The sequence below is a fragment of the Paenibacillus sp. 01T424 genome, from assembly GCF_056398745.1.
Window position 1 is genome coordinate 1 of record NZ_JBFTPZ010000032.1, and the last position, 20304, is coordinate 20304.

Consider the following 20304-nt stretch of genomic DNA (forward strand, 5'->3'; position numbering starts at 1 on the left):
GTGTAAATGCATATCCTTCTTCACTAAACGAGATGTCTCAGTTTTTGGAAAAAGCAGCAGCATTCGAAAACATCGGCTATATCAACGCACAGGTGATGACGCCTTTCCTCATTGGCGATTCCGCCATTGAACTGCTATCTGGAATTGATGCACTGTCGAGGCAGGCGGGCATCCCGGTTTATGTAGAGACGCACCGAGGTACGATCACACAGGATCTTATCCGAACACGGCAATATTTGCAGTCGCTGCCGGAACTGAGGCTTACGATTGACTATTCACATTATGTCGTAGCTGGTGAGCTTCATACGATTTCGGATGAGGCGGAGCAGATGCTGCAAAGCTTGCTGCCAAACACGCACAGTATTCATACCCGTATATCAAATGGCGAGCAAATACAGATCGACCCGGGGGAAGCTGGCAATCATCCGATGGTACCCCATTTCTCCAGATGGTGGGGCAGTGCAATGAGACACTGGCTTACTGGACAAAGAAAAGAGAATGATTCATTCCCTGTCGTCGTTGAGCTGGGTCCTCCATCGTATGCGATTACGTCAGATGAGGCTGGTTCTCGGCAAACGGAGATTAGTGACCGCTGGTCGCAGTCCCTTTATTTGAAGCAACTTGTGAGGCAGCTTTGGCAAAAGGAGATCCAATAATTGAAACCCCGATTTGAACCATTATGGTTCAAATCGGGGTTTATTTGTTTCTTTGTTTCACTCGTCATCCCCAATCACAGCAACGACTAATGAATTGGATAGAGCCTCGCCAGTGTAGCTTTGCCCGCTTACCTCATAGGAAAATTTCGCTTTGACATAACCTATAATTTCATCAGAAACGATTGCGTCAGTAACGATAGCAGAATAATTGATTTCAAGTGTTGCTCCGGGTAGTACATTCCCAAGCTGCCAAGTTTGATTGCCGTCATAATCAATGGGGTTTAGTCGAGTTCCACCTACACGGAACGTTTTTGGCAATAAATCCACGCCAAATGGAAACTCGCTTGTAAATGAAACGAAAGCTGGCAAGTTTCCATTATTCATAAGCGTTGAAACGATGGTTATTGTATCGCCATACTCCACAATAGGTGGAGTGATCTTTGCTGTAAGCTGAATGATAGGAGCAGCCACTTCTGTTATTGCAGCATTTGAGCTCGCGGAATTGCTAACTACTCTTCCGTCTGAGAGCCGAAAAGTGTAGACAACCGATGCAGTGTTCGTTAATGGTGCAACAGTGGCAAGGTGTAAAGGGATTTGGGCATCAAAGGTTATCATGTTTTGTGATTGCCCGAGCAGCGTACCGAGATTAATGCCATCTTCAATAAACACGCCTGGCATCGAATGGTTATTCAACTTCAGGCTATTTGGTATAAAGACAGCACCAGCAGACAAAACGTCATCCATCACGGCATCAACGGCTACATTACTGGCATTCTCAATGTAGATCGTGTAATGCAAGACATCACCTGGGGCAGCAACAAGCTGATCTACTTGCTTATTAACGCTGATCTCGGGCTGGATAAGGATAACGGCGACCTTATTTGAATGCGTATAATCCGGCGTGCTGGAAACTTGATAACGAACGTTTGCTTTGCTGATAGATATAGAGGCTGCATCCTCCGTCGTTTGCGCGCGATAGGTGATAACGATGGTTGATTGTGGTCTAATAGTGCCGAGCGGGATACCTGCATTCGGATCAGCGCTTGGTGAAATAACAGCATTGATTGTCACGCTGCCGGGCACAAAAAGGATGCCGAGAGGCAGATCGAAGGAAGCGACTGCCTCTCGGAGACTAAGATTGCCGTCATTAACAATCGAAAGTTCATAGGTCACATGTTCTGAGACAAAGGTTTGTTCGGTGCTTGCGCTAAGTCGAGCAGATAGCGATACCTCATTAACAGGTGTAACGAGCGTGTTCGAGTAGGTAATACTCGTGACAATTCGCCCTTCTGCTGTTCGAAATTCGGCATCTGCCTGCGCTTGGTTAACTATCTGAAGGCTGCTTGGAATGGAAACGACAATGAGTTGAAATATGATTTGAGCTTGCGTTTGCGGCATCATATTTCCAATTGTAATACCGTTGTTTGGGTTAGCGCCAGGCATGGGTGTACCATTCAATATTACGCTGTTCGCGACAAATGAAGTTCCTTCCGGCAGCTTGTCGGTAAGTGTGACGCTGCCGGTTGTGTTTCCCGTGTTCGTTGCCGTGATATTGTAGGTTATCGTACTGCCAAGAGTAACCTCGCTTTCATAGGCTTTTTTCTCGAGTAAGATACGAGTCCCTATTAATGCGGTATTGACCGTGTTGGAGTAGGTCACCAGCTCTGCGCTTCCTGAGGCAAACTGAACAAGCGATTGATTTTGAACCATTGGATTACCGCCAGGAAGCGGGCTCATAGTGTAACAACCAGCACTTTGAATGTAACGGTTGAGCTGCCTCCAGCAGCAATGGTGCCAATGGTAATGCCATTATTAGGATTAGCTGTTGGCCGCGGTGAACCATCTACAGTGACACTGCCCGTCGTAAACGTTGTTCCTGCTGGGGTAGGGTCGATGAGTATGACGTTATTGACGGATTCAATGCCATTGTTGGACACCGTTATGGTATAGGTAATGGTATCGCCTACAACAGCATCAATGGATGATGCGCTCTTCACGACAGACACATTTGGAGAAGACACAGGAATGGACAATACATTCGATAAAATAGTTCCGGTCAGCACACGGCCATCCGGCGGTACGTAGGAGAAGTTAGCTGTTGCTTGGTTCACGAGCAGCTGCGGTGAAGGAAGTGCATCTACCGTTACCTGCAGTGAAATCAGGATGCTAATGGATGCGCCAGGCGAAACGGTGCCAACGGGAACACCAGTCGCTGGATTAGCGCCAGGCTGCGGAACACCATTGATTAACACACTATTTGGTACAAAGGCGGCGCCAATTGGAATCGTATCAAATACGGAAGCCTGCACGGCAATATTGCCCGTATTCGTGATGGTTAGTGAATAAGTTACTGTGTCTCCGACAGTCGCATTGGCGGTATCGGCAGATTTGCCAAGTGCAAGAATAGGCTGATAAATCGGTGTAACGAGCGTATTGGAAAATGTATTTCCTGAAAAAGCACCCGAAGTAAAGCTTACGGTAGCTCTATTGCTGAGCGTGCCGGAATCTGAAAGTGACGTTATTAGTACGCTGAAATCAACTAACACGGTAACGCTAGGCGCGATCAACCCGACTAAGATGCCAAGGGACGGGTTAGCTGCTGGTCTAGGAACGCCATCAATTAAGACGCTTCCAGCCTGAAAGGATGATCCAGGGGACAAGGGATCGACCACCAGCACATTATTAATATTCTCAATGCCGTTGTTCGTAACTGCAATTCGATAGGTTATCGTGTCGCCTACGACCGCATCGGTAACAGTGGTGCTCTTCACAACGGCAACATTAGGTGCAGATACAGGAATAGACAATGCGTTTGTACTAAATGAGCCGCCTAAGGTGCGGCCATCAGGCAGCAAGAAGCTGTAGGTAGCGGACGCTTGGTTCACAAGCTGCTGATTTTGCGGAAGCGCATTGATGACTACCGAAAAAGTGACACTTGCCGTAGTTGTGATACTGCCAAGCGATATGCCTGCTGCCGGATCTGCACCTGGCACCAGCTGGCCATTAACGATGACGCTGTTCTGGACAAGACTTGTGCCAGCTGGAATCGTATCCGTTAAGGTAACGTCACCGGGATAATTGCCGGTATTTTGAATTGCAATCGTGTAGACAACGGTGTCGCCAATCGTCGCATTGCTGGTGTTTCCACTTTTGGTTCCCGTTAGTATCGGCTGATAGACAGGAATGATCACTGTGTTCGAGAAAGTGACGCCCGAGAATACACCTGATGTAAAGCTGACAGATGAACGATTGCTAAGCTGTCCAGAAGCAGGTAAAGAAATGACGGATACGTTGAAGGATACTACAACGGTATTGCCTTGCACGATCGTCCCTATAGCTACACCGGTTGCGGGGTTGGCCGTTGGTCTTGGAACTCCGTCTACCAATACGCTGCCTGAAACTAAAGCACTTCCGACCGGCAATGGGTCTGTAAAAATAATATTATTTACCGCTGCGATGCCGCTATTGAGAATGTTTATAGAATAGGTGACGATATCGCCAATTGCTACGGCTGTTGAAGTTGTGCTTTTGACAACACTGACATTAGGTGCAGATACAGAAATTAGGACGGTGTTGGAGCTTGCGCTGCCGCTAAGCGGGCGGCCGCTTGGCAGAACAAATGCAAAGTTCGCAAGAGCTTGGTTTGAAAGCTGCTGCGGATTCGGCAGGGAATCAATGATGACAGAGAAGGTAACGGACACTGTTGCATTAGGAGCAACAGCACCAATGTTGATGCCTGTTACAGGGTCAGCACCTGGCTGAGGCTGCCCTCCCACTAGGACACTGTTGGGCTCGAAGATTGCACCGAGCGGGATATTGTCAGTCAATGTTACATTCCCAGCATAATTTCCTGTATTGCTGACGTCGATTCGATAGCTAACGGTGTCCCCAAGTGTGGCGTTAATAGAATTTRCACTTTTAACGAGTGAGATTACGGGCTGATAGACAGGGGTATTAACGACGTTGGACATCGTCATGCCCGAGAATACACCGGATGTAAAGGTAATATTTGCTTGGTTTCCGATTTGACCGGAGACTGGAATAGAGGTAACGCTCAACTTGAACAACACGGTTACCGTATTGGAAGAAGGAATTAATCCAAGGGCAATTCCCGATGCAGGCACACCAGGTGCAGGATTGCCATTTATCGTCAAGCTGCCAGCAACGAATGTTGCTCCGTCCGGCACAGGATCCGTAAGTACAACATTATTGATCGATTCAATGCCGCTGTTTGTTACGGCTACTGAATAAGTAATGATGTCTCCAAGCGCGGTATCGACCGTCGTTGTGCTTTTGACGACCGCAACGTTAGGAGCAGAAACGGGAACAGATAATACGTTTGATTGTGTGGAGCCATTCAGAAGCCTGCCATCTGGCGGTGTAAATGTATAAGCTCCTATGGCTTGATTCACAAGTACCTGCGGGTTTGGAAGTGTTGTAATTACTGTCGAATAGGTAACGGTTATCGGCACACCAGGCAAAACGCTTCCCACACTAATGCCGGTTACAGGCGATTCTCCAGGATGAGGAACTCCGCCAACGACGACGCTGTTTGGCGCAAACGTTGTTCCAGTCGGAAGTGCATCAGTTAACGTGAGTATTCCCTCAAGATTCCCAGTATTGCTTACAAGTACAGTATAAGTAACGGTGTCTCCGAGCGTAGCATTGCTTGTATTCGCGCTTAATTGCAAAGAAATTTGCGGCTGAGTTACAGGAGTTGTTGTCGTATTAGACGAGGATGAAGCTGAGAATGCACCTGATGTAAAACTAACAGTTGATTGATTCGTTATTTGCGTTGGGACTGCCATCGTTACTCTCACCTCAAAAGTTACGGTAGCCGAACCGCCAGGGGCGAGGGTACCGATTGGGATACCGGTGGATGGAGCTGAATCCGCCCGGGGAGTGCCGTTAATGAACACGCTATTGCTAATAAAGGCAATATTATCGGCTAAAGGATCGTTAACTACGACATGGTTAACAGGAGCAATACCGTTGTTGGTTACAATGGAGGTATAGGTAAAGGTATCGCCCACAACGACGGAAGTTGGTGCTGCAGATTTCACTAAAGTTACGTTTGGCAGTGACACAGGTATTGATACGGTATTAGAAGCCGATGCACCATTTAATTGACGGCCGTCCGGCAGTGAGTAATTGTAGGGTGCACTTGCTTGGTTGACGAGAAATTGAGGTGAAGGCAGTGTTGCAACCGTCACGACAAAGCTGATTTCTGTCATGCTCCCGGGCAGTACATTTCCGATGGGTATCCCGGTTACAGGATTTAATCCGGGAAAGGGTACTGAATTTATGAGCACGCTGTTTGTATCGAAAACAGCGCCGGCTGGGATATTATCCGTTACGTTTACTGTAGCGCCAATATTGCCGCTGTTTTGGACTCTTAATGTATAAGTATAAGTGTCGCCTATCGTTGCATTTTGAGTGCTTGCAAACTTAACAATAGAAATGATGGGCTGGTACACCGGAATTTGAATCGTTTCGGATAACGATGATCCTGTAAATGAACCTGATGTATAGCTGATGGCCGCGCGATTAGATATGACAGCGGGATCGGGCAGCGATGTTACCTGTGCCTGAAATACGATAGTAACGCTGGCAGATGGATTAATGGTACCGATAGAAATGCCGACATTCGGGTTTGCAGCTGTTGCGGYCCCGTTAATTGTTGCGCTTCCAGCAATGAAAGCTGCGCTGCTGGTCAACGTGTCGGAGATGTTGACATTTGTAACAGGTACGACACTGTTATTCACAGCGATTATGGTAAACGTCAAAATGTCACCTATAGCAGCTGCGGTAGCGTTGACAGCTTTGGTAATTGTGACATTTGGTGCTTGGGCAGTGAGCGTGATCGTATTGGAGCTGCTGCTTCCACTTAAGTTTCTACCGCTAGGCAACTGATAGGTATATAAGCCTGAGGCTTGATTGACCAAAGTTGGCGGCGACGGAAGCGAGCTTAACAAGATCTGAAATGAAACGCTGGATACGCCGGAAGCAGGCAAAGCGCCAAGTGAAATGCCTGTAACGGGACTGCTGCCGGGAAGTGCTGTTCCATTAACGATGACACTGTTTGGCACAAAGGATGAGCCGGTTGGGATATTATCCGTTAAGGTCACTTGGGCAGCAATATTCCCACTGTTTTTTACGCTGAATGAATAGGTTATTCTTCCTCCAACAGTAGCGTTCGTAGGCGTACCGTTTTTTGTAATGCTGATGATGGGTTGATATACAGGCGTTGTCACACTGCCAGACAGTGAGAGACCTGTGAAAACGCCAGAGCTGAAGGATACCGAAGCCTGATTAACAAATGTACCTGAGCTTGGAATAGCAGTCGCGCGAATTGCAAAAGTAACGGTGACAGAGCTGCTTGGCGCAATGGTTCCTAAACTGATGCCGCTCGCTGGATTTGCTGTTGGTTTGGATACGCCAGCTACAATTACGCTTCCAGAGGTGAATTCCGCTCCAACAGGAATGGTGTCTCCCAATGTGACATTGGTGACGGATTCGATGCCGCTGTTCGTGACGACTAAGGAATAGGTTAATGTTTCACCTACAGCGATGTCGGTTAAGCTAGCGCTCTTCGTGACCACAACATTTGGAAGTCTTACAGGAACTGTAACCGTATTTGAAGCTAATGAGCCGGGAAAGATTCTTCCATCAGGTATTTGATACGTATAGGTGGCTGATGCCTGATTCACAAGCTGAGGTGGAGATGGCAAAACATTTACTTGCACTTGAAACGTGATCGTTGACGATCCCCCAGCTGCAATTGTTCCTATGGCTACTCCCGCTGATGGATTCGCACCTGCTACAACGACTCCATTGACACGGAAGCTATTCGGTATAAAAGATGTTCCCGCAGGTATATTGTCCGTCAGGTTGACAATGGCTGCTGAACTGCCGGTATTCGCAACGAGCAGTGTGTAGACTACTTGATTACCAACCGTTGCGTTCTGTGTGTTCGCACTTTTTACAATAGATAAATTAGGGGCATAAACAGGGATAGTGACAGTATTGGATGGAATAACACCTGTAATATTGGGACCGCCTGCTATGCTTTGAAACGTAAAGGCCGCATTGGCGGTGCTTGAAAGCTGAGCGGTGCTTGGCAAGGAGGTTACGGTAGCTTTATAAGTAACGGTGATGGAGGTTGCTAGGTTTAATGAGCCTAGCGGCGCTCCGGTTCTTATGTCGAATGTCGGTTTCGAGACACCGCCTACAACGACGCTGCCTGGTACGAACGTAACGCCAGCAGGCAATGTATCGGTTAAGACGATACTGGCTGCGTTTGCTGTCCCTGAGTTGCTGACCGTGACCGTTAAGGTGATGATGTCGCCGATGGTAGGCCCTGTTGCATTCTCGCTTAGCGTTACATTGATAACGGGCGCATTAATATTGACTTGGATGGCATTCGCGTTAAGTACATAAGCATCCCCAGAGGTTGTAAGTGACAAAACGGCTGAGCTCTGGTTGTTCGTCAGCCTAGCGGAAATATCAACATTCGTAATATCCCAGCCCTGTCGACCGCCAATGATGTTCGTACCGGGTGTGCCATTTATTTGATTGCGGTCCCCGAAAGTTCCAGTTGTGTTTAATGCACCGGAATCATTGTTAATTTGTGAAGCGAAAAAATTGTTAGCGAAATTGTTCGTGCCAGATAGAGCTACTAAGCTAGCTGTCGTCGGGCCGAACAACGCCTGATCACCTGTTCGGTTTGCATCTCCTTCCTGAGCGCTAAATAACGCCCTGCCGCCTAAGGCTCCTGAGATCGGCGTGGCAAATCCGGTTATTGTCGTGTTGACCGCTGCCGAAGTGCTTTGAACCAAAATAGCGCCAACCCGCAGCGACATGTTGCGAAACGGAAGTGAAGGATTCTGATAAATGACGGCGAGGGTCCAGCCAGCATGGTTAGCAGTTGAATCGCCGGGAATAACAATCGTTCCGACTACGCCGCCTGTTATATAGGTACCCGCACCTGCCGCCAGCACAAGCGAGGTGACATTGGCTGAACGAGTATAGCCAAGTGCGCCTCCTCCCAAATCGAACGTATTGCTTGTTGCTGCGTCAGGAGTGATGCTTGAGGTTCCAAGCGGTGTAATGAACGTAACGGGATTGTTAATGGCTGCGGTTAGATTAACGGTTCCGTTGACATAGGTGCCGCCCCAAATAAGCTCTGCATAAAGAACAGTGCTTCCAGTGGGGAGAACGAGAGCGGCGGCAGAACTATTTTCCAAATAGTTGCTCGTTGTTCCAAGCGGGTACGTGCCGTACCGAGCTGCTGTATTCGTAGTGCTGAAAGCGCCTATACTATCGGAAGTACCAGGGGTTCCAGCTACTTCTGAGCGGCTGAGACCCAGCGTATTCCCCGTAAATGTAATGGCGCCGGTTGCGTTTAATGTTGATCGGACGACCAGAGGTATCGTATTCACCCCCTTCAAAAGCTAATTTTGTTGTAAACATGAATGTATTGCTTAGTTTATGAGACTTTAACCACTATTTTGTTTGTCTTCTTAAAATATAGTTTTTTCGCTTTGTTGCGTTGGTTTAATATCGTCCAAGAATAGAGTCTAATTTCGTCCAATTAAACGCTTTCATTTACAAGATATAATGATAAAAACGCTTTCAAAAAGTGAGGTTTGCGGTGATGAGAGAGAAACAGATACAATGGTTTGCAAGCACGGAAACCAAGCGATGGTTAAAACGATAGAGGAAGCCGGTAATGGAAACACTAATCTGACATTCTCAGGTGAGAGCTTTCAACGGTTAGAAGGGTTTGGAGGCTGCTTTAACGAGCTTGGTTATGCTGCTCTGCAGCATCTGCCGGAGGAAGAACGCAGTCAAGTGATGCATGCGCTCTTTCATCCCGAAGGCGAGCATAAATTCAGTATTTGCAGGCTTCCGATTGGCGCTAGCGATTATGCACTGGAATGGTATAGCTTAAACGAAACAGACGGAGACTTAAGTATGGAGCATTTCTCCATTGCCCGTGATCAACAACATTTGATTCCTTATATTAAGGAAGCGCTAAAACTCAATCCTGAATTGAAACTGTTTGCCTCTCCGTGGAGCCCTCCGACCTGGATGAAATTTCCGAAGGCGTACAATTACGGCACACTGCGCTGGGAGAAAGAAATTTTAGAAGCGTATGCGCTCTATTTCGTAAAGTTTGTTGAGGCATACAAGGCAGAAGGCATTACGATTCACCAGGTTCATGTTCAAAATGAGGTGGTTGCGGATCAGAAGTTTCCTTCCTGCGTATGGACGGGCGAGCAGCTTCGTGAATTTATACGTGATTATTTGGGACCTGCCTTCGAGAGGCACGGACTCGATACAGAAATATGGCTGGGCACAATTAATGCGCCGGAGGCATGGGATGAATGGCTGAAGAAGAAGGCAACTGATTTTGATGCGTATGCCAATACGGTGCTAAGCGACCCTGAAGCTTATAAATATGTGAAGGGCGTAGGCTATCAATGGGCAGGCAAGCATGCTTTGCAGCGTACCGTTCAAAGCTATCCTGAGCTTCGTTATATGCAAACGGAAAATGAATGCGGTGACGGTGAAAACAGTTGGTTCTATGCAAGATATGTGTTTAATCTCTATCATCATTATTTTACGAATGGCGTGAACGCTTATATTTACTGGAACATGGCGCTGGAACCAAAAGGCCGCAGCACATGGGGCTGGGAGCAAAATGCGATGCTGACCGTAGACAAGGAAAAGCAGCTTGCCATTCGTAATCCCGAGTATTATGTGATGAAGCATTTTGCCCACTTCACTTCGCCTGATGATCGAAGAATAGGGCTGAAAGGTCCATGGTCAGGCAATGCAATTGCTTTCGAGAAGCCGGACGGCACACGCATCATCGTCTTAACGAATCCATTCAATGAAAAAAGGGAGCTGCGTTTGTCCATCGGCTCCAAACACCAGCTGCTTGAGCTGGAACCCGAATCCTTTCATACAATTGTCATTCCATGTGGATGATGAAAGCATATAAACTAACGCCAGCAATCGATGGGGCGTTAGTTTTTTGCACACAATAGCTAGAAGAGAAGCGGGAGGCGAGAGAGCAAATGTTGGCCAAGCTAATCCGTTTACTGACAGAACCCTTCCGTCGCAGTATTCGGAATAAATTGATTTTTACGATGATTTTTTTATCCGTCATTCCGATTATAGCGGTTACTGCCTTAGCAGCCGAAAACAACCGAAAGTCGATGGAAGCGGAAGTAATCGGAACGAATTTATCCAATATGAAGTGGACTGGCGTCTACTTGGGCGAGCAGTTCTCGCAATTGAACAATCTCGTATATTCCGTACTCATCAGCCCTCATCTTAGTGATTATTTGGCAAGCACAGAGGGTTCACTGCTCGTTAACCAATTTGCCGCTCAAAAAAATATTATGGATACACTGAGCAATTTGTTTTATTCCGCAGGAAATCATGTCATCGGCGTCGAGCTGTTTTTGAAAGAGCCGCGAAAATTGTTTACCATAAGCGGAAATCAATATGATTTGGAAACTTCGCCTGCTATCCCTTCTCCTTATAAGCAGCTATTTGAGGAAAATAAAGATTTTCTTATTCAATCCAATAATGGGGATGAAGGTCACTTTCAATTGATTCGGAGCATTAACCGTTTTGAGAATCGGGAGAAGCTAGGCGGTATCTCGCTTAAAATTCGCTGGTCGATGCTTGATCAGACGCTTGATTTGATAGGCCGCGGCAAGGATCATCAGGTTCTGATCGCGAGCGAAGACGGAAATGTGCTTTATCAACGTTTCGGAGAGCGCCCGTCGGATAACATTATGCTGCGGATCAAGGATACAACAGCGGATCAAGGTTATTTCCGCATGTCGAAGGAGTACGTCTTCTATAACACGATTGATCCCGTCGGCTTGAAGCTGATTACGATTATCCCGACCAGCTTTATTAATAAGAGCGCGCAATCGACGATGCGATTTGGTCTTATCGTAGGCGCAATTTCTATCGTACTGTCGATTTTGATTGCTATTTTGTTAGCTTGGCGGACGGCTACGCCAATTGTTACGCTCGCAAGATCGATGCAGGGCCTTGGCATCATCAAGGAAACGGAGCTGCCTCAAAGCAACCGCGTAGATGAGATCGGCTTGCTTGAAACGAAGCTTTACAACATGTCATACCGCATTAGAGAGCATATTAAAACGGAATACAGCATCAATCTGGAGAAAAAAACCGCGGAGCTTAAAGCGCTCCAAGCGCAAATCAATCCGCATTTTTTGCAAAATACACTTCAAATGATCGGCAGTATGCTCTTTACGAAAAAACCTGCGGAAAGCTACGAAATCATTCGATCGCTTAGCGATATGTTTCGATATGTCATTCGCGATCCGAACGATCTCGCCTATTTAAAAGCAGAAATCGATCATCTAAACAATTATATGCTTATCCAGAAGCAGCGTTTTTACTCCAAGCTTACCTATCACACGGAAATGGACGAGTCTATGATGCTTTCTCCCATTCCGAAGCTGACGCTTCAGCCGATTGTTGAAAATGCTTTTTTCCATGGACTAGAAAATAAATCAGGTCATTGGGAGCTTAGCGTGAGCGTTGTGCGTGAGCATGATAAAGTTCGAATTCGAATCCGTGACAATGGCGTCGGCATACGCGAGGATAAGCTTGCCGACCTGCAAAAGCGGCTTCACCAACATAGCGGACAGGTTTGGACGCACGGCAATCGTATCGGCATTCAAAATGTAGCGTCCCGCATACAAATGCATTTTGGCCCAGACTATGGGATTACGATTGAAAGCGAGTTAGGAGCGGGAACGACGGTCACCGTCTCTATTCCAATAGCAGGGGGAGATCAGCATGCTTAAAGTATTCATTGTGGATGATGAGAGCTGGGCAAGAGACATCATAAAAGCGTTCGGAGAATGGGAAAGCCTCGGCATGGAAATTGTAGGAGAAGCAGAGGACGGTACGGAAGCGCTTCGAATGATGGAGGTTTTGCAGCCTCATATTGTCATTACTGACATGCGGATGCCCGGAACAGATGGCGCTGCGCTGCTGCAGCAGCTTAATGATCAATTTCCAGCAATCAAGACAATTGTCGTCAGTGGGTATGATGATTTTCAATATGCCAAACATGCGCTTCGCTTCAAGGCGATGGATTATCTGCTTAAGCCAGTTGATCCGAAAGAGCTTAATACGGCGCTGCAAAATTGCAAAAGCGGGCTTGAAGCTGCTCAAATGGAGCGTGGAACATTATCACTTGATCTTGATATTTCATATACATTGGCATCGTATAAGAAGCTTTTAAAGCTACGTTTCAATGAGCTGAATTCAGATGGCGTTAAGACAACACTAGATCAAATGATGAAGGAGCTTGAACAGAGCGGTATTACGAAAGCGGTCATGCTGGAGCAGGTCGTACAAGAGCTGCTACTGCTGCTTAAGGAATTAATGAATGCTAATTCACAAGACAGCGACTCGCTGCATGCGCCGTATGGGCATGAGATCACCCAGTCAGGCGAGAATACAGCTGCTTTTCTTACCCATCATTATGTGACTACACTGGAGCAGCTTATTCAGCAGCGGAAGTTCAAAAACAAATTGAATCTGGATGAAGTCAGGCTGTATATGGAGAAACATTATACGGAGCCGGTTACGCTGGAGCAGCTCGCTAGAGCTTTTTTTGTGAGCAAGGAATATTTGAGCAAAGTGTTCAAGCAGGAATATGGACGCAATGTCACGGATTATATGCTGCACCTGCGCATGGTGAAGGCGAAAGAGTGGCTGATGGATGAGAGCATTCCCATTAAAGCGATTGCGGAAATGGCGGGCTACGAGGATATCACCTATTTTTATCGTGTGTTCAAGAAGCATTTTGGCATCGCGCCAGGTGAGATGAGGAAGAGCAGCGAGGTTTAAAAATGTCCAATGAAAGAGTCTAATTCTGTCCAATTAAACGCTTTCATTTTTTAGATACAATGAAAGCGTAAACAAAACAAGCTTCTGGGAGGTCAAATGAGATGAAAAAAATAGTTAAAGGCTTACTCGTTACGATGCTCGCGACAACACTGTTAGCTGGCTGCGGCAGCAATACAAATAATGCTGGCAGCACAGATGGGGGAACAAGCGGAGGCGGTGAAGCTAAGAGCGTAAAGTTGAAAATGTTCATTGCTCAGCCTCGTTTTAAAGAGCATTACGATAAATATATTGCTGACTTCGTAGCCAAGGAAAAAGCAGAGAAAAACATCGACGTGTCGGTACAGCTCGAAATGCCGACAGCCGATAATGCGGCGCAAATTTTGAAGACGCGCCTCGCCTCCAATGATGCACCTGATATTTTCGCGCTTCATGCCATTAACGAAATTCCTTCTTACTACAAAGCAGGTTACTTAGAGGATTTATCCGATCAGCCTTTTGTCGGCAAGCTGCTGGAGAGCGTTAAACCTTCGGTTACAACGACAGATGGTAAGGTCGTAGCCGTTCCGCTGGAAACATTGTCATGGGGCTACTTGTACAACAAAAAGATCTTTACGGATCTCGGCATTACGCCTCCAAAAACGTTGACAGAAATGAAAGCGGTTGTCGAGAAGCTGAAAGCGAATAAGGTAACGCCTTTTGTGCTTTCATATAAGGAAGCTTGGATTCCACAGCTCGTGCTGCCGCTTGCTGCAGGCGCACTTATCAATACGGAGGACGCTGACTTCATCGAACGGATGAATAAGGATGAAGGCTCCTTCACAGAGCTAAAAGCAATGTTCGACATCTTTGATCTTATCAATGCGAACGGAACGGAAAAAGCGACAGAAGTGGGCGGCGATGATGGCGCAGCAGCGTTTGCGGCAGGCAAAGGCGCAATGTGGCTGCAAGGGCCGTGGTATGCAGAAACGATTCTTAAATCCAATCCGGATCTTGATTTTGGTGTAGCACCGCTGCCAATCAATGACAATCCAGATGCGACTCTTATTAACCTAAGCGCTTCGACTTCTCTAGCTGTTTCTAAGAGCACAAAAAACAAGGAAGTCGCGCTGGATTTCATTAACTACATTCTGGATGATACTGCTTCAAATGCTTTCTTCCAAGCGCTTAAATTCAACCCAATCTCCACCGTGCATACGTATGAGAGCTATCCATGGGTAAATGATGCAACAGCTTATGTGAAAGAAGGCAAATCTTATCAAGACCCGGCTATTCCTCAATCCGTGAAGGATGAAGTGGGCAAAGGGCTGCAAGCGTATTATGCCGGTCAATTATCGCAGGATGATGTACTCAAAGCACTCGATAAAGCTTGGAAATCGTACAACAAGGTAAATAAATAAACCACACATGCTCGGGATGAAGGGGAGACAAGGAGATTCTGCTTCGCTTCATCCCGATTTTAAAAAAATAAGAAAGTACATCTTTTTCTCATACTTATCTTATATTTCACCGTCAAAGCTACTCAGCGTCTAAAGGATGCCGAAGACATCTTTGCTCAGTAAAGACACATAGGAGAGGGGCGGATACTGTGCCGATCAAGAGCTACAAAAAATACATCTCGTTATTTACGTTTGTCGCGCCCGCTTTTATTTTGTACGCGATCTTCCTGCTGATTCCAACGCTCGGCGGAATGTTTTACAGCTTCACGGATTGGAATGGCTTGAATCGTGACTATGACTTTATTGGAATGGGCAACTTTATTGAAGCTCTTAGAGACGATCCCGATTTTGTCGGTTCGTTATTGTTCACCTTGAAGTATGTGCTGTTCTTGGTTGTGCTGCAAAATGTATTTGCGCTGCTGCTGGCTGTATTTATTGAATCACGCCGCAAAAGCAAAGGTTTCTTCCGTACCATTTTCTTCATGCCCAACATGATAAGCACGATTATCAGCGCATTTATGTGGACATTTGTATTCGCGCAGGTGCTTCCTCAGCTGGCAGAAAAGACAGCGCTTACGTTTCTAGATCAAGCTTGGATCGGTGATCCAAAAGTAAGCTTCTTCTCGATTCTGACGGTTTCCCTCTGGAACGGCGTCGGCTATATGATGATCATTTATTTGGCTGGACTGCAAGGTGTGCCTCAAAGCTTGAAGGAAGCAGCTGTTATCGATGGAGCTACCGCTTTCCAAACGTTTCGCAATGTGACGCTGCCGATGATTTCACATGCGATTACAATCTGTTTCTTCCTTACGCTAAACGGCGCGTTTAAAGTGTTCGAGGTTGTATATGGCTTAACAGGCGGAGGACCAGGACGAAGCACACAGGTTATTACGATGAACATTTACGAGGAAGCCTTCTCAAACAACTTCCGATATGGTTATGCAAGCGCAAAATCGGTCATTCTATTCGTGATTATTCTCATCTTCACATTTATCCAAATTCGTGTCATGAAAAAAAGAGAGGTGGAAGCATGAGACAGAATAAATCAACCTCCCTCCTTATTACTATTTTCCTRTCGATCGGGGCTGCGATCTCTTTTTTCCCGATTTACTTGGCGGTTATTAACTCGTTTAAAACACAAGGTGAGATGTTCAAGTCGTTCGTCTCGCTGCCATCGAAGATTCAATTCGATAATTATGTAAATGCTTTTCATCAAATCAATCTGCTGGGCAGCACACTCAACTCGATCATTATTTCGGTGCTCGGCATCGGTGGCATCGTCTTTTGTGCTTCGCTTGCTGGCTATAAGCTGTCACGTACGAGCGGAAAGATAAGCAATTTGATTTTTTTCCTGTTTATCGCTTCCATGCTTGTGCCGTTTCATTCGATTATGATTCCATTGACTAGAATGGCCAAAGCCTTGTCTGTTCAAGGCAGTACGTATGGGCTTGCAATCATATATATTGGACTCGGCGTCAATATGGCGATCTTTCTGTATCATGGCTTCGTGAAGTCTATACCTAAGGAGCTGGAGGAGGCGGCGCAAATTGATGGCTGCAATGAATATCAAACGTTCTTTAAAATTATTTTCCCGCTGCTTGTGCCGATTACGGTGACGATAGCGATTTTAGATTTCCTCTGGATCTGGAATGATTTCCTGCTGCCGCTGCTCATGCTAACGGACGTAAGAAATTACACGCTTATCTTATCGACAAATACGCTGTTCGGTGAGTACAACAAAGAATGGTCGCTTATTTTGGCGGCGCTTGTACTGACTGCGATTCCAGTCATTATTATTTACTCCTTCTTCCAAAAGTTTATTATGCATGGGATTGCCGAGGGGGCTGTTAAAGGATGAATAAACTGTTATATGGCGTCGCTTATTATGACGAATATATGCCTTATGAGCGATTAGATGAGGATATTCGGATGATGAAGGAAGCAGGCATTAACGTGGTTCGAATTGCGGAATCGACATGGAGCACACATGAGCCGCAAAACGGCGTATTCGACTTCACCTCCGTAGACAGAGTGCTGGATGCAATGTACAAAGCCGGAATCGCCGTCATTGTTGGCACACCAACCTATGCCGTGCCTGCTTGGATGGTCAAGGAGCACCCGGATGTACTTGCCGTAACCCCTCGCGGACCAGGTAAATACGGCGCTCGTCAAATTATGGATATTACGAATGCTGCTTATCTTTTCTATTCAGAGCGAATTATCCGCAAGCTCATTAGCCGTGTAAGCAAACATCCAGCCGTGATTGGCTATCAGACGGATAATGAAACGAAACATTATGATACGGCGGGGCCAAATGTCCAGCTGCAGTTCGTCAAATATATGAGGGATACTTATGAAACGCTGGACGTCGTTAATCAGATGTTTGGGCTTGATTATTGGAGCAATCGCATCAACAGCTGGGAGGAGTTCCCTTCCGTTGTCGGCACAATCAATGGAAGCTTAGGCGCGGAGTTCGCGAAGTTCCAGCGGAAGCTGGTAAATGATTTTTTGGCATGGCAGGTCTCTATCGTGAACGAATATAAGCAGCCGGGACAATTTGTAACTCAAAACTTTGATTTTGAATGGAGAGGCTACTCATTTGGTGTTCAGCCTTCCGTTGATCACTTCGCTGCTTCGGAGCCTTTTGATATTGCAGGCGTCGATATTTATCATCCTTCGCAGGATGATTTAACCGGCATCGAAATCTCGTTTGGCGGGGACATGACACGATCGCTCAAAAACGATAATTACTTAGTGCTCGAAACGCAGGCACAAGCCTTCCCGCATTGGACGCCGTATCCCGGGCAATTGCGCTTGCAGGCGTTTAGCCACCTTGCTTCCGGTGCGAACATGGTTGCGTATTGGCACTGGCATTCGATTCACAATTCGTTCGAGACGTATTGGAAGGGGCTGCTCAGTCATGATTTTCAGCCTAATCCTGTTTATAACGAAGCCAAAACGATCGGTGCGGATTTTGCTAGGCTGAGCGAGGAGCTTGCCAGCCTCCGCAAAAACAATCAAGTGGCTGTAATGGTCAGCAACGAGGCTTTATCTGCAATGGAATGGTTTAAGCTTCCAGATGGAAAAACCTACAATGATGTTGTTCGCGCACTTTATGACGAATTGTACAAGCTTAACGTCGAGGTCGATTTTATTCAGCCGACCTGCACCCATTTGGATAAATACAATATGATTGTCGTACCAGCGCTTTACGCTGCCCCTTCAGAGACTTTGGAGCGATTAAATGAATTCGTACGAAGCGGAGGACATGTGGTTTATACGTTCAAAAGCGGATTCGCCGACGAGGTCGTTAAGGTACGTACTTCACAGCAGCCCGGTATCATACAAGCAGCTTGCGGCATATCCTATAGCATGTTCGTAACGCCAAATCATGTCGGGTTAAAAGGGGCACTGATCGATCAGAGTAACGAGACGAAAGAGGTTGAAGCGTGGATGGAGCTTATCACGCCAACAACTGCTGAAGTGCTGGCTTATTATGATCATGCGCAGTGGGGTGAATATGCAGCGATTACAAGAAATAACTATGGAAAAGGAACGGCTACCTATATAGGATGCTTGCCTAGCCCTGCTGTTGTAAGACGTGTGCTATGCGGGGCTTTGCAGAATGCAGGTCTTTGGGGCGCAGAGCAAGAGCTTGTTTTTCCAATCATCGTGAAATCGGGCTTGAATACTAGCGGAAAGCATATACGATATTATTTCAACTACTCAAATGATGCCGTTACATTTGACTACAAGCATCAGGACGGTACTGAGCTGTTGAATGGTAGTAAAGTTACAAGTGGACAACAGCTGGAGCTCGCACCATGGGGCTTTCTCATCATATCAGCCTAAATAGTAGGAACCTTCCGATCACTTTTACTGTGATTTTGAAGGTTCTTTTGTACTTTGTAAGAGATTTAGGCGGGCTTCATGCTCTTGATCTTGACGCAACTTAATAACTTATGTATCATTACTTACGTAAAGTAACTAGGTCGGCGAACAAAATATGTACTCTTGCCTTGGATATAAATATAGGAAAGCGGTGTTTGACATCAACGAGAAAATACAACAAGTTGCTCAGTCTTCAAAGGAACGAGCAGATGTGTTCGAGTTTGGCATTTACACATTAGGTGATATAAGTACTGATCCTATCAGTAGAGTATCGCCGAATGCGAGAGAGCGTTTGAAGGAAATCGTCGCAGCTGCCAAGCTTGCAGATGAGGCGGGCATTGATGTATTTGGAGTGGGTGAGCATCATCGCTTGGACTTCGCTGTTACATCTCCACCTGTTCTGCTTGCTGCAATCGCGCAAGCAACGAAGCGGATTCGGTTAACGAGTGCAACGACGGTGCTTGGAACCTCAGATCCAGTTCGAGTATTCGAAGATTTCGCCACACTTGATTTGCTCTCGGATGGACGCGCGGAAATTATTGCGGGACGCGGAGCGTATATAGAATCATTTCCATTGTTTGGGTATGAGCTTGAGAGCTATAAGGAGCTCTTTCAGGAGAAGCTTAATCTGCTGCTTGCATTAAATGAAACCGAGCATATCACTTGGAATGGAAAATATAGAACGCCGCTGCTGAATGCTGAGATTGCACCTCGTCCAGATCAGGCGAAGCTGCCTGTATGGGTCGGTGTCGGCGGTACACCTCAGAGCGCGGAGCTCGCAGGAAGCCATGGCCTAGGAATGGCCCTTGCCATCCTTGGCGGAGATCCAGCTCGTTTTAAACCGCTTGTAGACGTATATCGTGCTGCTGGTGTTCGCGCAGGCTATAAACAAGAAGAGCTAAAAGTAGCGATCACAAGCCATGGTTATATTGCCAACTCGACTGAGCAAGCGAAGGATGAATATTATCCTTATTATGCTCATTATGTAAGCCAGTTCATGGGAGGCAAGCAGAGGGGCGAGTCGATGGCACGCGAGCAATTCGAACAATTGGCAAGTCCAATCAATGCGCTGGCTGTTGGCAGCCCGGAAATGCTTGTTGAGAAAATATTAGCGCAGCATGAGCTCTTTGGTCATCAGCGCTTCATGGCTCAGTTTGATATTGGCGGCATTCCGTTCTCAAAGGTAGCGGCTTCCATTGAGCTGCTGGCGACGAAGGTTGCGCCAGTTGTGCGCAGAGAACTAAGCAAATAAAAGATTGCTAAGTCAGATTAATAGTGAATATGAAGACTGTTCAATGCCATGAAGTGGCGGCGGCAGTCTTTTTTTATGTTATTGGATGTCCCATTTGGTTCATTATTTTTTCGTGGTACGACTCATTTCGTTATTCAAATTGCTGGCAGCG

10 protein-coding genes and 1 pseudogene are annotated in these 20304 nt (G+C 46.5%); 9 read left to right on the top strand and 2 right to left on the bottom strand.

From position 1 onward, the window contains the following. Positions 1-656, top strand: a 656-nt coding sequence (locus AC1DPK_RS22595) for a sugar phosphate isomerase/epimerase family protein (protein WP_477511709.1), incomplete at its 5' end; no start/stop codon positions are given. A 57-nt stretch (positions 657-713) separates the two neighbouring features. On the opposite strand, the gene AC1DPK_RS22600 is transcribed toward AC1DPK_RS22595, so the two are convergent. Both AC1DPK_RS22600 and AC1DPK_RS22605 read right to left on the bottom strand, forming a co-directional pair. After that, a complete protein-coding gene (locus AC1DPK_RS22600; protein ID WP_441881742.1) occupies positions 714-2366 on the bottom strand; it encodes a COG1361 family protein in 1653 nt (550 codons plus the stop codon). Positions 2367-2389: 23 nt separating this feature from the next. After that, on the bottom strand, positions 2390-9097 hold the full coding sequence (locus tag AC1DPK_RS22605; protein WP_477511710.1) for a DUF7507 domain-containing protein: 6708 nt from the start codon (positions 9095-9097) through the stop codon (positions 2390-2392). A 215-nt stretch (positions 9098-9312) separates the two neighbouring features. On the opposite strand from AC1DPK_RS22605, the pseudogene AC1DPK_RS22610 reads away from it, so the two are divergent. From AC1DPK_RS22610 to AC1DPK_RS22645, 8 genes and pseudogenes are all read left to right on the top strand, one after another. Then, positions 9313-10652 (top strand): annotated as a pseudogene (locus tag AC1DPK_RS22610) (glycoside hydrolase family 30 protein). Between the two features lie 89 nt (positions 10653-10741). Continuing rightward, complete coding sequence (locus AC1DPK_RS22615) at positions 10742-12520, top strand: sensor histidine kinase (RefSeq protein ID WP_477511711.1); 1779 nt, start codon at positions 10742-10744, stop codon at positions 12518-12520. Further along, the gene (locus tag AC1DPK_RS22620) at positions 12513-13574 is read left to right on the top strand and encodes a response regulator transcription factor (protein WP_477511712.1); all 1062 of its coding nucleotides are present in this window, start codon (positions 12513-12515) and stop codon (positions 13572-13574) included. The genes AC1DPK_RS22615 and AC1DPK_RS22620 overlap by 8 nt, the downstream gene beginning before the upstream one ends. A 101-nt stretch (positions 13575-13675) precedes the next feature. Beyond that, positions 13676-14971 carry an ABC transporter substrate-binding protein gene (locus AC1DPK_RS22625; RefSeq protein ID WP_441881724.1) on the top strand — a complete coding sequence of 432 codons (1296 nt, stop codon included), beginning with the start codon at positions 13676-13678 and terminating at the stop codon, positions 14969-14971. Positions 14972-15159: 188 nt separating this feature from the next. Further along, on the top strand, positions 15160-16044 hold the full coding sequence (locus AC1DPK_RS22630; protein ID WP_477511713.1) for a carbohydrate ABC transporter permease: 885 nt from the start codon (positions 15160-15162) through the stop codon (positions 16042-16044). Continuing rightward, positions 16041-16868 carry a carbohydrate ABC transporter permease gene (locus AC1DPK_RS22635; protein WP_477511714.1) on the top strand — a complete coding sequence of 276 codons (828 nt, stop codon included), beginning with the start codon at positions 16041-16043 and terminating at the stop codon, positions 16866-16868. Before AC1DPK_RS22630 ends, AC1DPK_RS22635 begins: the two co-directional genes overlap by 4 nt. Further along, positions 16865-18862, top strand: a complete 1998-nt coding sequence (locus AC1DPK_RS22640) for a beta-galactosidase (protein ID WP_477511715.1) — start codon at positions 16865-16867, stop codon at positions 18860-18862. The genes AC1DPK_RS22635 and AC1DPK_RS22640 overlap by 4 nt, the downstream gene beginning before the upstream one ends. Before the next feature lie 199 nt (positions 18863-19061). Then, positions 19062-20153, top strand: coding sequence for an LLM class flavin-dependent oxidoreductase (locus AC1DPK_RS22645; RefSeq protein WP_477511744.1), 1092 nt, complete (start codon positions 19062-19064; stop codon positions 20151-20153). The last annotated feature ends 151 nt before the right edge of the window (positions 20154-20304 follow it).